We start from the raw sequence: 14,393 nt of genomic DNA, 5'->3' as shown, positions 1-14,393 counted from the left end.
GAATTACTGATATGATGGCCATGATTTGTTGCTGCCTGGGTAAGCAAGGTTAAGGCTGTTATAAGGTAAGTTTAACGATACAAAACCCCTTCGGCCGCAAAGCAGAAGGGGTTTTCTTTTAAAAGAATTAATTGCGGGATGCAAAGTTTCAGAACAGAATTAGAAAACCCGGTAGTTGAGAAAGACATCATCGATCTGGAAAAAAAGATCCGTGCTTTTCGCGAGGGCAAAATACACGACGAGAAATTTCGCAGCCTGCGCCTGGCTCGCGGCATCTACGGACAGCGGCAGCCAGGTGTACAAATGGTGCGCATCAAGCTGCCATTCGGCAAAGTAACCTTCAAGCAATTGTTACGCATTGCCGACATTTCTGACGAATACGGGAGCAGCAACCTGCACCTCACTACCCGTCAGGATATCCAGATCCACTACGTAAGCCTCGACCGTACGCCGCAACTTTGGGCCGAACTGGAGCAGGATGATATCACCCTACGCGAAGCATGCGGCAATACCGTTCGTAACGTTACCGCCTCGCCTACCGCTGGTATTGATCCGCAGGAGCCATTTGATGTTTCGCCATACGCACAAGCCACGTTCGAATATTTTCTGCGCAACCCCATCTGTCAGGAAATGGGCCGTAAATTCAAGATCAGCTTTTCTTCAAGCGAAGCAGATACCGCATTCAGCTATATCCACGACCTGGGCTTTATCCCCAAATTAAAGGCAAATGGCGAACGCGGTTTCAAGGTATTATTAGGTGGCGGCCTTGGTGCACAACCCGTTTTAGCACACCTGGTAGAAGAATTTTTGCCGGAAGATGAACTGATCCCTTATATCGAAGCCGTTATCCGCGTGTTTGACCGCTACGGCGAACGCAACAACCGCAATAAAGCACGCCTGAAATTTTTAATCCAAAAGATCGGCTTAGAAGAAGTGATCCGTCTGGCTTCGGCTGAAAAAATCGCGAATAAGGTTAAAACTTATCCCATCAACCGCGAAGTGTTAGCGCAACCAGAAATTCCTGCTCTGGCACAAGACCTGTTAACGTCAGAACAGTTAAGTAACCCTTTACGCTACGAGCAATGGTTGCTGACTAACGTGTTCGAACAGAAACAAACCGGCTTTTTTGGCGTGTATATTAAAGTACCCAAAGGTGATATCCATTCTGACGAAGCCCGCGCTTTGGTTGCTGCAATTAAACCCTTTGTTGCTGACGAGATCCGGGTAACGCAAAACCAGGGCTTGCTACTAAAGTTCGTTCGCAAAGAAGCGTTGCCATCACTCTACCAGGCACTGAATGAAATAAACTTTGCTGCGCCGGGTTTTGATAGCGTAGCCGACGTGACCACCTGTCCCGGTACAGATACCTGTAACCTGGGGATTTCTAACAGCATGACTTTGGCCGTCGTGTTAGAAGATATCATCTACCGCGAATACGAAGACTTTATTTACAACCGTGATATTAAGATCAAGATCAGCGGCTGTATGAATTCATGTGGTCAACATGGCTTGGCGCACATTGGCTTCCATGGCAGTTCTTTAAAGGCAAACGGCAAGGTGTTACCATCTGTACAAGTATTACTGGGCGGCGGTACGGTTGGCGATGGTGTAGGCCGCGCATCAGATAAAGTGATTAAAGTGCCCGCGAAGCGTGCCGACCAGGTGCTACGCAAAGTGTTGGATGATTATAAAGTAAATGCCGCTGAAAATGAAGTTTTCCACCACTATTACGACCGCCAGGGTAAAGACTATTTCTACCAGTTGCTGAAGCCACTGGCCGATCTGACGAACTTACAAGACGAGGAATTTGTGGATTGGGGACATGAAGAAACCTATAAAACAGCAATCGGCGTAGGCGAGTGTGCCGGTGTAGTAATAGACCTTGTGGCTACTCTTATTTATGAAGCGGAAGAAAAACTGGAATGGGCAAACGGCGCCTTTGCTGATAGCCGCTGGGCTGATGCCATCTACCACGCTTATGCAGCTTTAGTAAGTGGTGCAAAGGCTTTACTGCTTCAGAAAAATGTAAACGCCAGCACACAAATAGGCGTAGTTAAAGAGTTCGACGCGCACTACGTTGATACAAAAGAAATTGAACTAACCACCAGTTTTAACGAACTGGTATTACAAATAAACCAGAACGAACCATCAAAAGAGTTTGCCACCAAGTATCTGGCAGAAGCAGCTTCGTTCCTGGAAACCATTAAATTAAAACGGGAGGCACTGGTATGATCGTGACCGCTAATCAGACAAAAAATACAGTTAAAGAACCACGCATAACCTTAGTTGGTGCCGGTCCCGGCGATGCAGAGCTGATCACTGTAAAGGGCATTAAAGCATTACAAACTGCTGATGTGGTTTTATACGATGCCCTGGTTAATGAAGAACTGCTGGACTTTGCTCCAGCCCATGCCACCAAAGTATATGTAGGTAAGCGTTCCGGCGATCATTCCTATTCGCAGGAAGCGGTAAACAAGCTAATGATCGATTATGCGATCAACTATGGCCATGTAGTACGCTTAAAAGGCGGGGACCCGTTTGTATTCGGACGCGGTTATGAAGAATTAGACCATGCCGCTTCTTACAGTATCCCGGCGCAGGTTATTCCTGGCATTTCCAGTTCCATTGGGGTCCCTGGGTTGCAGCAAATACCTGTTACCCACCGCGGGCTGAGCGAAAGTTTCTGGGTAGTTACCGGCACAACCGCCAGCGGAAATATTTCTCCGGATTTGTTTGAAGCCGCAAAATCAAAAGCTACCGTAGTAGTGCTGATGGGACTGCACAAACTGGCAGAAATTGCAGAAATATTTAAGCAGCAAGGTAAACATCGACTGCCGGTGGCAGTAATCCAAAGCGGTTCTACCGCGCAGGAAAAAGTAGTGATTGGTGTAGTAAATACCATTGTAGAACTTGCCGAAGAAAACAAGGTACAGTCACCGGCCATGCTGGTTTTTGGCGACGTTGTTTCGTTACATCCAAAGTTCCAACCCATCAGAGAGTTTTATGACATTGTTGCCCAGGAATAACGGATCAGGCATATTAAGCGCTGCTCAGACAGAGGGGAATCAGCTGTTTCCGGTTTTTTTAAAACTGAACCAGTTGCATACCGTGCTTATTGGTGCCGGAAACGTAGGCCTGGAAAAGTTGCAAGCGCTGTTGAATAACAGTCCGCAAGCAAAGGTGACCATTATTGCATTGGAAATTCTGCCGGAAGTGACCGCATTAACGGCAGACTATCCGCAGATAACGATTATTCAAAAAGCTTTTGAAGAGGATGATCTGAATACTGCCGACCTCGTGGTGGCGGCAACCAACAACCCGCAATTAAACGATTACATTCGCCAGTCGGCAAGGGAGCGCAAGCTACTCATCAATGTAGCAGATAAACCAGATCTTTGCGATTTTTACCTGGGTTCTATTGTAAAGAAAGGCGATTTAAAAATTGCCATCTCTACCAATGGCAAATCACCCACGGTCGCCAAACGGTTAAAAGAGGTTTTGAACGATGGCTTACCAGATGAAATCGACACCTCACTACAACAACTCAGCGATTTAAGGGCTACGCTTAAAGGCGATTTTGCCTACAAGGTAAAAGCCCTAAATGAAGCAACTGCTGTATTGGTGAAGCCTGTAGAAAAGCAAAAATCAGAATTTAAGAACACGTTCCGCTGGGTGATCTGGAGCACCATTGTAGTATCAATTGCCGTTGTGGTTACCGCACTTTGGGCACAAGATCCCGGTTTCAGAACTTACGTACAAAATGTAGACCCGCTGTTCTATTATTTCCTGGGTGCAGGGTTTGTGTTTGCAATGATAGACGGTGCTATCGGCATGTCTTACGGCGTAACCTCACAAACATTTTCGCTAACAATGGGCCTCCCCCCTGCTTCTGCAAGTATGGGCGTGCATTTGTCAGAGATCATGAGCAACGGTATTGCCGGCTGGATGCACTACCGGTTGCGTAACATCAATTGGAAACTATTTAAATTATTATTGATTCCCGGTGCAATCGGCGCTGTAACAGGCGCCTATTTGCTGTCTTCGTTAGAAGAATACAGCAAATACACCAAGCCGGTTGTATCTGTATATACGCTGATCCTGGGCATCGTTATTTTCAGGAAAGCAATTGAGAAAAAGAAGAGAAAAAAAGGCGACAAAGTAAAACGCATACAATTGCTGGGCCTTGCCGGTGGTTTTATTGATGCTGTTGGCGGCGGCGGTTGGGGTTCTATCGTACTGTCTACGTTAATTGCAGGCGGCCGCCACCCCCGTTTCTCGTTAGGCACAGTAAAATTATCACGTTTCTTTATCGCGCTGATGGGCTCGGTAACCTTCATTCTGATGATTGGCCACACCACCAAATGGCCGGCAGTGGCCGGGCTGATTTTAGGGAGCGCACTGGCCTCGCCTATTGCCGCGCGGATTTCTAACAGGATATCAACCAAAGCCATTATGGTTGCTGTAGGCTTAATTGTGATAGGCACCAGCTTAAAAAGCATCTATGGTTTTGCAGTTAAATTTTTTTAAATGAGTAAGGTAGCAGAACATATCAACCAACGCATACAAGGCCTTTCTCCGGTTGAAGCACTGGCAGAAATGGCTGCTTTGTTTCCCGGTGAGGTTATTTTTTCTACCAGTTTTGGATGGGAAGATCAGGTGATCACCCACATGATCTTTAAAAATAATCTGCCGATTAAAGTTTTTACGCTGGAAACCGGGCGTTTATTTCCGGAGACTTATTACGTATGGAACCGCACGTTGGAAATGTACGGCAAGCCGATACATGCTTATTATCCGCAGCATGAGGCTTTGCAGGCAATGGTGAATGCAAAGGGACCAAATTCGTTCTATGAATCTGTTGAAAACCGCAAAGAGTGCTGCCAGATCCGGAAGATAGAACCACTTAAAAGAGCTTTGCAAGGTAACCAGCTTTGGATAACGGGCATCCGTGCCGAGCAGTCTTTAAACCGTCAGTTTATGGATTCTGTAGAATGGGACGAGGGCAACCAGATTGTCAAGTTCCACCCTATTTATAACTGGACGCTTGACGAAGTAAAGCAATACATAGCAGATAACAATATTCCTTACAATATCCTGCACGACCGTGGTTTTCCAAGCATTGGTTGCGCCCCGTGTACCCGTGCCATACAGCCGGGCGAAGATTTCAGGGCCGGCCGCTGGTGGTGGGAAGACCAATCTAAAAAAGAGTGCGGGTTACATGTAGGACATGATAATTTAATTAAAGAATGAGTAAGTATAACCTCGATTACCTGAATGAGCTGGAAGCAGAAGCGATCTACATTTTGCGCGAAGTAGCCGGTCAATTCGAAAAGCCTGCGCTACTATTTTCGGGTGGCAAAGATTCTATCACCCTGGTACGCCTGGCAGAAAAAGCTTTTCGACCCGGGAAATTTCCGTTTCCGTTGGTACATATAGACACCGGTCACAATTTCCCGGAAACGATTGAATACCGTGATGCGATGATCAATCGTATCGGTGAGAAGCTGATCGTCGGTCATGTACAGGATGATATCGATGCCGGCAACGTGATCGAGCAAAAAGGTAAAAATGCCAGCCGTAACGCTTTACAGACGGTCACCCTGTTGAATACCATCGCCAAGCATCAGTTTGACGCCTGCATCGGCGGCGCACGCCGCGATGAAGAAAAGGCACGGGCTAAAGAACGTATTTTTTCCGTTCGCGACGAATTCGGCCAATGGGATCCCAAACGTCAACGCCCCGAACTATGGAGTATCTTCAACGGAAAAATCCATAAGGGGGAAAATGTACGCGTGTTTCCTATCAGTAACTGGACAGAACTGGACGTGTGGAATTATATCCGTCGCGAGAATATTCCTTTGCCCTCTATCTATTTCGCTCACCAGCGCGATTGCATCACCCGCAATGGTCAGCTAATGGCGGCTACCGAGTTTTTAAATATGGACGAAGAGGACGTGATCGAACGCCGCAACGTAAGGTTCCGCACCGTTGGCGATATGACCTGTACAGCCGCTATAGAATCTTACGCAACGGAGATAGATGACATTATTAATGAAATCAGCGAATCAAAGATCAGCGAGCGTGGCGCCCGCATGGACGACAAGGTTTCTGAAGCAGCCATGGAAGACCGTAAAAAAGGCGGATATTTTTAAGTTGTAGATTACACCGATTATAAAATGATTCGAAGAAATCTCTGTAATCGAAACCCAATCCTTTAATCCCCGAAAATAAATGGAGATACTAAAATTTATAACAGCAGGCAGCGTTGACGATGGTAAAAGTACCTTGATCGGCCGCCTTTTGTATGATACCGAATCTATCCTTGCCGATCAGTTAGAGGCTTTACATCGATCTAATCGCAAGAACGATGATGGCACCATCGATCTGGCTATCCTGACAGACGGGCTGAAGGCCGAACGCGAGCAGGGCATTACGATTGATGTTGCGTATAAATACTTCCAGACAGATAAGCGCAAGTTTATCATTGCTGATGCGCCGGGCCATATCCAATATACCCGCAACATGGTTACCGGTGCCTCTAATTCAGATCTGGCAATTATCCTGATTGATGCACGTAAAGGCGTGGTTGAGCAAACCGTCAGGCATTCGTTCCTGGTATCGCTATTGGAAATTCCGCAGGTAGTGGTGGCCATCAATAAGATGGACATGATGGACTACAGCGAAGATACCTTTAACAGCATTGTAAAAGACTACGAAGCGCTGGCTGCAAAAGTAACTTTAAAACAGGTGACCTATATTCCGGTAAGTGCGTTGAAGGGCGATAACATCGTTTATCCGTCCAGCAATACGCCGTGGTATAATGGCCAAAGCCTGCTCGACCATCTGGAGACCGTTCAAATTGTTGCCGATAACAGCAGTACCCATGCATACTTCCCGGTGCAATGGGTGGTTCGCCCACAGACGGACGAACTGCACGACTACCGGGGTTATGCAGGTCGGGTTTTAAGCGGTTCATTGAAGGTCAATGACCAGGTAACGGTTCTTCCGTCTGGCTTTACCTCTACCATTGAGCAGATCGATCTGTTAGAGCAGCAATATGACGAAATACAAGCAGGCAGATCTGCCACTATCTTACTGAAAGACGATATCGACATCAGTCGCGGAGATATCCTGGTCAGCAGCGCGCATCACCCGCAGGTATCGCAACTGATAGAGGCAGACCTTTGCTGGATGGATACCAAACCGCTGGACACCTCGCTTACCTACCTGATCCAGCACAACAGCAAAGTTACCCGCTGCAAAATACAAGAGGTATTGTATAAGGTGAATATCAATACGCTTGAAAAAGAATACAGCGAAGAATTTAAGCTGAACGACATTGGCCGCATTGCAGTAAAAACCGCAGAACCATTGGTATTTGATTTTTATCAGAACAATAAAGCTACAGGCGGCGCCATTATTATCGATAGCCGCACCAATGTTACGGTTGGCGCATTAATGCTGCGCGCAAACGCCGAATAATTACATTCCGCTTTCGAAATTCTTATAAAAGGAAAAAGCTCCGCATTTTGTACGGAGCTTTTGTTGTTTAAGCAGGAAGCAACCGGGATAGCCCAACCGGTTCACTTCACTGCTTAACAACATTCTACTTATTCAACAAGCCATCAAGCGTAACTGATGCATAATAAAGACCGCCGAGCGTCGGGCCGCCGGCATACTGGTAGTATCGGCGGTTAAATAGGTTCGTACCCCCTATTTTAAACGTGGCGTAGTATTGCGGAACACGCAGGGTCACCTGGGCATCGAACGTGTGTATCGCAGGCACGCGACCGGTTACCAGCGGACTCTCCCACAGGTAATTGCTCTGCCACTTGTATACCACGTTAAAACCGAAGTTTTTCACCACTTCGCGGTTTCCGAATGAGAGGTTGCCAGACCACTCAGGCGTATTAAAGCCGGTAAGAAAAATGTCGGTTGTTTTTTGCTCTTTCAATTTGTTAAAGCTTGCATTACCAGATATCGTATAGCGTTTATAGAAATTATAGGAAATACCGGCAGAAGAACCGTAGTTATCATAAATGTTCTTGGCGTTGGTATACACGCGGTAACGGCTTTGCCCCTGGCTTGCCGCATTGGTTGATGTACCTGTTGTTGGGTCGCGGTTTACGTCCAGCATGGCTAATACCGCCGCGTCGCTACCTACGGTCACACCGTTGGGTACAAATACCTGTATTTGCCCCAGGAAGCCATTGTATCGATTAGCGTAAGCGTCAACATCCAGAAAAACTTTATTATCAGCAAAAGTACCCTTATATCCTACTTCAAAAGAGGTGATCTTTTCCGGCCGCGATTCCGGCAGGTTAGCTACCTGTAATAAGTTACGGTTTGCCAGGGCCGTAGCGTCTGTACCGCTGGCGCTGCCGGGTGCTGCTTTAACAGCGGCATTAAATGCAGCTACGGAAGCCTGGGTATAGCTATTGTTCAGGTATCCTAAACCATCATTAATAAAAGGTAAGCTGCCCACACGTTTTACACGTCCGTTGTTCACGTAGGATAACGCTTCGAACAAAGAAGGGAAACGGTAACCGTTCTGGAAGGTAAACCGGAAGTTGTGGTTTTCTGTCGGCGAATAAACAGTTGCCAGCCGCGGCGTAAATTTCGGGTCGAAGTATGGGTTATAATCCCAGCGAAGCGAACCAAAAAACTTCAGTTTATTATCAAAAAAAGCTTTAGTCACCTGGCCAAAAGCGCCGTACTTTTTATATAACACGTTATCGCCAAAGCTGCCATCTGCCAATGGTTTGTTACGCTCGGCAATAGGCCTGCTAAAGTCGACGAAGTTATTACCATCCGGGATAATTTCATAAATCCGCACATCGCCGCCTACCAGCAGGTCGAATATTTTGATCTTGTCGCTCAGGTCATACTGTGCTTCTGCATTGTAGAAATGGCTGCGCTGCCAAAGCGCCGCGCCACCTGTAGCAGGCGCATCAGGGATCAACGAGGATTTAATATCCCAGTTATTTGTCCCGATGATGGTCTTTTTCAAAGCATCAAATTGAGCAGTGCCCGGCTCTACCCTTCCTGCATCTGCTGCAGCACGGGCTGCCTGCGTAGCCGCTGCCAGGTTACCACTGGTTAATCCACCATGGGCGGTTCCATAAGCGTTCAGGGCATTTGTAAAGCTGGTGGCCCAGGCAGAGTTGCTGGCATGGTTAAGGTCAAGATTATCGGCCAGTGGCTTTACGTTGTAAGAGTTACCGGTATTTTCTATTGATTCATAAGCCCGAACCAAAAACTCTTTCCCTTTCAACTCCACTTTATGGTTTTGCACACTGGCCCCGCGCAAAGCAATTTTATTACCGCGCTGAAAAACGCCATCTAACCTGCCATAACGGTAGGTATAAGAAAGGGTTGTGGTTGGCGATAGCTTATAGGCGAGTGTAGCATCTGCTTTAATATTCGCTACTTTGGGATCAACCAGGTCTACTTCGTTGTAACCTGTACGGGCAACAGTGAGCGACGGACGTGTGACGCCATCTACCTTAATCCCTTTTATCGTAACGGTGTTACTGCCGGCAAGCGCATCGTCACCATATTTGTTCCATCCGTCGTAAGCGGTGTTGTATTGGCCCTGCAATTCGGGGAAAGCCGGATTGGCTGTATTTAAATTCCAGGGATTCTGGTCGCGGCGCGTGTCCGACTGCCAGTCTTTGCCCTGCATGTAACTGAAGTTTACCTTGAAAGCAAACTTATTGTTAAAAGCTTTGGCGTATCTGAATGCATCTTCGGTAAGTGTACTGGCGCCAAGCGGGTCATTCCCCACATGGTTAATCCCCTGCCGGTGGTATACACTTAAACCCTGGTAATTAAACGGGTCTTTAGTAAACAGGTTAGATAAACCGTTAATTGCATTAGTGCCATACAGCGCTGCTGCAGCTCCTGGTGTGATCTCCACACTGGCGATGTCCAGTTCTGTAGGGCCAATAGCATTACCCAGTGGCACGCCCAAAGTTGCGGACTGCATATCCACACCGTCCACCAGCTGCATAAACCTGAAATTGTTCGGGCTGCTGAAACCACGTGTGTTCGGCACTTTCATGGTTAAGCTGGTTGTGGTCATCTGTACACCTTTTACGTTCTCCAGCGCATCATAAAAACCCGGCCCAGGCGATTGCTTTAACGCCGTAATGGTTAGTTTATCTATCGCTACCGGCGATTTTAACAGCTTCTCTTCCCTCCTGGAAGCGGTTACCACCACCTCGTTCGCCAGCAAAGTTTGGGTGGTCAGCTTTACGTTTAATTTATTTGCGGTTGCACTGGTGATTTCAAATTCCTGAGGCTGAAAGCCAACATAAGTAAACACCAGGGTATACGGGAACTTCGCATTGGTAGTGATACTGAAAACACCATCGGCATTGGTTGTTGTGACCATGTTGGTATTTTTAATTTTTACGGTTACGCCTGGCAATGGCTTGCCGTTATCGTCGTCAACTTTGCCGCGTAATACATAGGTGCCGTTTAATTGGGCGAAAGTTATAGCGGGCAATAAGAATAAAATCAGCGATAGTAATCTCGTTCGGGTAAAAGTTTTCATGAAATGTGATTGTTTTAGAGAAAAAGTTAAAAGAGCGTTTATTACTGCGTTTTCAAAGGAATGAGGAGCCTTAACAACAGCAACAGATGCAACATGCGTTGCAAGCAGAAATGATTGAAAGATTTGTATTATTATACATTATCTATAGAAATAGTAGACAAAAATATAATTTTTTATTCACTCGCAAATATTTTTTCAAAAAATACATTCAGAAGCCTTTTTTTATGATGCAAATGGCAATATTTGCTATCTACTACAATGGCTCAGCAATATCAACGCATCGTTATTAAGATTGGTTCAAACGTTTTAACTACCCCGAACGGCTTACCGGACCAGGAGAGAATGGGTAAACTGGTCGCACAATTATCAGCTATCCACCAATCCGGTACCGAGGTGATCCTGGTATCGTCCGGTGCGGTGGCTTCAGGCAGAAGCCTGATCAATCTTTCTGAAAAGACAGACCCTATCGCCGCCCGGCAGCTATTAGCATCCGTTGGTCAGGTAAAGCTGATTAACACCTACGCCCACTTGTTTGAAAAGCAAAATATCCTTTGCTCGCAGGTATTGGTTACACGTGAAGACTTTCGCGACCGTACGCACTACCTCAACATGAAAAACTGCCTGGAGATATTGCTGCAGCATAAAGTATTGCCGATTGTAAACGAGAACGACGTAGTTTCGGTAACCGAGCTAATGTTTACCGATAATGATGAACTGGCCGGGCTGATTGCTTCTATGCTGAACGCACAAGCGTTGATCATCCTCACTAATGTAGATGGCATTTATAATGGCGACCCTAAAAAACCTGGTTCTGCTGTAATTGAGCAGATTTCTGCCAACGGGCTTGACTTTTCCTCATTTATCAGTACCAGTAAATCGCAATTTGGCCGCGGCGGCATGATCACCAAATCTACCATGGCACAAAAAGTAGCACAGCTGGGCATTACGGTACATATCGCTAACGGCACGAAAGACGGCATTCTCACCGAGGTGCTGAACCAAAATGTAGTTCATACCCGCTTTGTGCCCAACCGGTCTGCTTCGGGCAGAAAAAAGTGGATTGCACATTCTGCCAATTACGCAATCGCAGCTATCCACATTAACGAGGGTGCTAAGCTCGCGCTGACCTCTGCCAAGGCCAGCAGCCTGTTGCCGGTGGGTGTAACCAGCATTGAAGGTGATTTTAAAAAGGGCGATATTGTTAAGCTGATAGATGAAACCGGCACAATGATAGGCCAGGGCGTTGCTGAATACGGCTCTGATAAAGCCCGCGAACGCGTAGGCAAAAAGAACGAGAAAGCCCTTGTTCATTACGACTATCTTTATTTACAATCCTGAACTGATGGATTACCAACAATATTTTGAAAATGCTTTGGCAGCCAGCCGCAAAATAAGCGGCCTCGCTCCTGCTTTGATTGATCAGATCCTGCAGGATATTGCCGATCTCGCGGTTAGTGAAACCGATTTACTTTTGGCCGAAAACAGGAAAGACCTGGACCGGATGGATCCGAACAATCCGAAATATGATCGCTTGAAACTATCCGCAGAACGAATAGCAGGAATAGCCGAGGAAATGCGACAAGTAGCCGGGCTGGAAAACCCGCTTGGTAAGGTACTTTTTGAAGACATCCGTCCGAATGGATTAAAGATTTCAAAAGTACGTGTGCCGCTAGGTGTAGTTGGCGTAATTTACGAGGCGCGCCCGAACGTGACGTTTGATGTTTTTGCGCTATGTTTTAAAACCGGCAATGTTACCATATTAAAAGGTGGCAGCGATGCCGATTATTCTAACCGTGCTATCATCAATATTATTCATCGCGTGCTGGATAAACACGGTGTAGACACCCACGCAGCCACGCTGTTGCCTGCTGATCGCGCCGCGACGGAAGCATTATTGAATTCAGTGGGTTTTGTAGATGTGTTGATTCCCCGCGGTAGTCAAAGCCTGATCAATTACGTACGGAAAGAAAGCAAAATACCCGTTATTGAAACCGGTGCGGGCATTGTCCACACTTACTTTGATGAAACCGGCGACTTGCTAAAAGGCGCTGCAATTATCCACAATGCCAAAACACGGCGTGTAAGCGTTTGTAATTCGCTGGATTGCCTGGTCATACATGCTTCAAGGTTAGCAGATCTGCCAGAGCTGGCAAAACCTTTGGCAACATCCGAAGTAGAAATATTTGCAGACGAATGCGCGTTCGAAATACTTAAAAATAATTACCCCAATACCCTGCTTCATATTGCTTTGCCGGAACATTTCGGCACCGAGTTTTTAGCCATGAAAATGGCTATAAAAACAGTGGAAAGCTTTGATGAAGCACTGGAATACATCAGTACACACAGTTCTAAACACAGCGAGGCTATAGTTTCTGATAATGAGGCACATCTCGAACGTTTTTTAAACAACGTAGATGCCGCGGCAGTTTATGCCAATGCTTCAACCGCGTTTACAGATGGCGCCCAGTTTGGATTAGGGGCTGAAATCGGCATCAGTACGCAGAAACTTCACGCGCGCGGGCCGATGGGTTTAGAAGAACTGACCAGCTATAAATGGATAATAAAGGGCGACGGGCATACCCGCCACCCTTAGTATTAGAGTGATTGCATAGGTGAGTTAGGTGCTAGAAGGCGTAAACCGCAGCCATCAGGAACTGCGCAGCTGATTGCGAAGGTTTTCCATTGCTATCCATAAACACGCTTTCTTTATTATGATCTAAGCGTATTTCTGGTATAAAGGTTAAACCGCCCGACTTAATGTTAGCTGTAAAGGTTAACCCGGTAACAGATTTACCAGGTGCAGGGCCTGCAAGCGCATAATCGCCCGCTTTGGTTTTAAAATACTCGCCGCGCAAACCCAGGGTAACTGCAGATGAAACTGCTAATTGCGGGTAAAGCGCCACGCCCGAAAAACCACCTTTAGAAGGGTCAGGAGCATCAAATGTAGCAGCGTTTAAGCCCAACTTAAATGCAGACGTAAGTTGATAGTTGGTGGTTAAGTCCAGCTCGGTACCAGAAGCCGGTCCGCTAAGTAAGTTTAAATAAGCTGTCCAGTTTTTAACAGGTACTACCATCAGCTGCGCACCAAAAGTATTAATACGTTTTGCGGCCTGGTAAACGTTCCACTTATCGTTAAACAAACCGGCCATTAAACTCACGCGGTCTGAAAAAGTGTAGGTGAATTTCACACCAGCGTTTTGGAACGGACCGTTAGTGAACAGGTAGGAAGTAGAATAATTAAAGTTTCCTGCCGGAGAAATTACTTCGTAACCTACAAAAGTTGCCATGTAACCACCGGTCACATTAAATTTATCGGTCAGATCATAAGAAACATACAGGTTTTGGATGTGAAAACTATTTGTTTTCTCGTCATAAACACCTTCTGCATTTGGAATGGATTGCGACTGGCCACGCGGACCGAATGAAACTTCGCCCACAAAGGCTGCTTTGCCTACTTTCTTTTTCAGCCCAAGGTCTACCATACCGATAGAAAACGAATTCTGTTCGTTAGCAAAACTGGTTGGAATATTGGAATGACCAGAAAAATCATATTTATAATAGGCGTCTACAGAGCCGTAAACGGTAAGCGGAGGCGCCGGGGCTACCTTAGCCGTGTCCTGGGCCTTCGCCGCAAAAAAAGAAGAGGCTAAAAATGAGATAAGTAAAAGTTGTTTTTTCATGTTTACTGTTTTGGTTGATTGAGGGTTGATTGAGTTATTTGTTAATTATTTACATCATGTTTCAGATTTTAAAGGACATAGCTATCGCAAGCAGGGCCTGTTTTAGCCTTGTCAGGTTATTTCAATAGGTAAAATTTATTTCGCCGGTATCTCTT

General features: G+C 46.3%; 10 protein-coding genes. 8 read left to right on the top strand and 2 right to left on the bottom strand.

Going from position 1 to position 14,393, the window contains the following annotated elements; translation table 11 throughout:
- The first annotated feature begins 138 nt into the window (after positions 1 to 138).
- The 6 genes from MUY27_RS14825 to MUY27_RS14800 all read left to right on the top strand — a co-directional run bounded on the left by MUY27_RS14825 (position 139) and on the right by MUY27_RS14800 (position 7,482).
- A complete protein-coding gene (locus MUY27_RS14825; RefSeq protein WP_245131139.1) occupies positions 139 to 2,232 on the top strand; it encodes a HEPN domain-containing protein in 2,094 nt (697 codons plus the stop codon).
- Complete coding sequence (cobA, locus tag MUY27_RS14820; RefSeq protein WP_245131136.1) at positions 2,229 to 3,026, top strand: uroporphyrinogen-III C-methyltransferase; 798 nt, start codon at positions 2,229 to 2,231, stop codon at positions 3,024 to 3,026. Before MUY27_RS14825 ends, cobA begins: the two co-directional genes overlap by 4 nt.
- Positions 3,004 to 4,527 carry a TSUP family transporter gene (locus tag MUY27_RS14815; RefSeq protein WP_245131133.1) on the top strand — a complete coding sequence of 508 codons (1,524 nt, stop codon included), beginning with the start codon at positions 3,004 to 3,006 and terminating at the stop codon, positions 4,525 to 4,527. The genes cobA and MUY27_RS14815 overlap by 23 nt, the downstream gene beginning before the upstream one ends.
- Positions 4,528 to 5,250 carry a phosphoadenylyl-sulfate reductase gene (locus tag MUY27_RS14810; protein WP_245131131.1) on the top strand — a complete coding sequence of 241 codons (723 nt, stop codon included), beginning with the start codon at positions 4,528 to 4,530 and terminating at the stop codon, positions 5,248 to 5,250.
- Complete coding sequence (cysD, locus tag MUY27_RS14805; RefSeq protein WP_245131128.1) at positions 5,247 to 6,152, top strand: sulfate adenylyltransferase subunit CysD; 906 nt, start codon at positions 5,247 to 5,249, stop codon at positions 6,150 to 6,152. Before MUY27_RS14810 ends, cysD begins: the two co-directional genes overlap by 4 nt.
- Before the next feature lie 79 nt (positions 6,153 to 6,231).
- Positions 6,232 to 7,482, top strand: a complete 1,251-nt coding sequence (locus MUY27_RS14800) for a sulfate adenylyltransferase subunit 1 (RefSeq protein ID WP_245131124.1) — start codon at positions 6,232 to 6,234, stop codon at positions 7,480 to 7,482.
- Positions 7,483 to 7,606: 124 nt separating this feature from the next.
- Here the strand turns inward: MUY27_RS14800 and MUY27_RS14795 are convergent, their stop codons facing one another.
- Positions 7,607 to 10,558, bottom strand: a complete 2,952-nt coding sequence (locus tag MUY27_RS14795; protein WP_245131122.1) for a TonB-dependent receptor — start codon at positions 10,556 to 10,558, stop codon at positions 7,607 to 7,609.
- A gap of 258 nt (positions 10,559 to 10,816) precedes the next feature.
- Between MUY27_RS14795 and proB the strand changes: the two genes are divergently transcribed.
- Together proB and MUY27_RS14785 are read left to right on the top strand one after the other, a co-directional pair.
- Positions 10,817 to 11,896 carry a glutamate 5-kinase gene (proB, locus tag MUY27_RS14790; protein ID WP_245131120.1) on the top strand — a complete coding sequence of 360 codons (1,080 nt, stop codon included), beginning with the start codon at positions 10,817 to 10,819 and terminating at the stop codon, positions 11,894 to 11,896.
- A 4-nt stretch (positions 11,897 to 11,900) separates the two neighbouring features.
- Positions 11,901 to 13,151 (top strand): glutamate-5-semialdehyde dehydrogenase, encoded by a 1,251-nt coding sequence (locus MUY27_RS14785; protein ID WP_245131117.1) that lies wholly within the window; start codon positions 11,901 to 11,903, stop codon positions 13,149 to 13,151.
- A 31-nt stretch (positions 13,152 to 13,182) separates the two neighbouring features.
- Here MUY27_RS14785 and MUY27_RS14780 read toward each other — a convergent pair whose 3' ends face one another.
- Positions 13,183 to 14,238, bottom strand: a complete 1,056-nt coding sequence (locus tag MUY27_RS14780; protein ID WP_245131115.1) for a porin — start codon at positions 14,236 to 14,238, stop codon at positions 13,183 to 13,185.
- Between the last annotated feature and the right edge of the window lie 155 nt (positions 14,239 to 14,393).

Origin of the sequence: Mucilaginibacter straminoryzae (assembly GCF_022953055.1) — a bacterium.
Lineage (GTDB): Bacteria > Bacteroidota > Bacteroidia > Sphingobacteriales > Sphingobacteriaceae > Mucilaginibacter > Mucilaginibacter straminoryzae.
The sequence above is the reverse complement of the archived record's forward strand: the minus strand, read 5'-3'. Positions and strand labels throughout refer to the sequence as shown.

Coding starts and splice junctions, on each gene's coding strand:
- cobA (WP_245131136.1), top strand. CDS start 2,229: ATGATCGTGACCGCTAATCAGACAAAAAATACAGTTAAAGAACCACGC.
- MUY27_RS14785 (WP_245131117.1), top strand. CDS start 11,901: ATGGATTACCAACAATATTTTGAAAATGCTTTGGCAGCCAGCCGCAAA.
- proB (WP_245131120.1), top strand. CDS start 10,817: ATGGCTCAGCAATATCAACGCATCGTTATTAAGATTGGTTCAAACGTT.
- MUY27_RS14810 (WP_245131131.1), top strand. CDS start 4,528: ATGAGTAAGGTAGCAGAACATATCAACCAACGCATACAAGGCCTTTCT.
- MUY27_RS14800 (WP_245131124.1), top strand. CDS start 6,232: ATGGAGATACTAAAATTTATAACAGCAGGCAGCGTTGACGATGGTAAA.
- MUY27_RS14815 (WP_245131133.1), top strand. CDS start 3,004: ATGACATTGTTGCCCAGGAATAACGGATCAGGCATATTAAGCGCTGCT.
- cysD (WP_245131128.1), top strand. CDS start 5,247: ATGAGTAAGTATAACCTCGATTACCTGAATGAGCTGGAAGCAGAAGCG.
- MUY27_RS14825 (WP_245131139.1), top strand. CDS start 139: ATGCAAAGTTTCAGAACAGAATTAGAAAACCCGGTAGTTGAGAAAGAC.
- MUY27_RS14780 (WP_245131115.1), bottom strand. CDS start 14,238: ATGAAAAAACAACTTTTACTTATCTCATTTTTAGCCTCTTCTTTTTTT.
- MUY27_RS14795 (WP_245131122.1), bottom strand. CDS start 10,558: ATGAAAACTTTTACCCGAACGAGATTACTATCGCTGATTTTATTCTTA.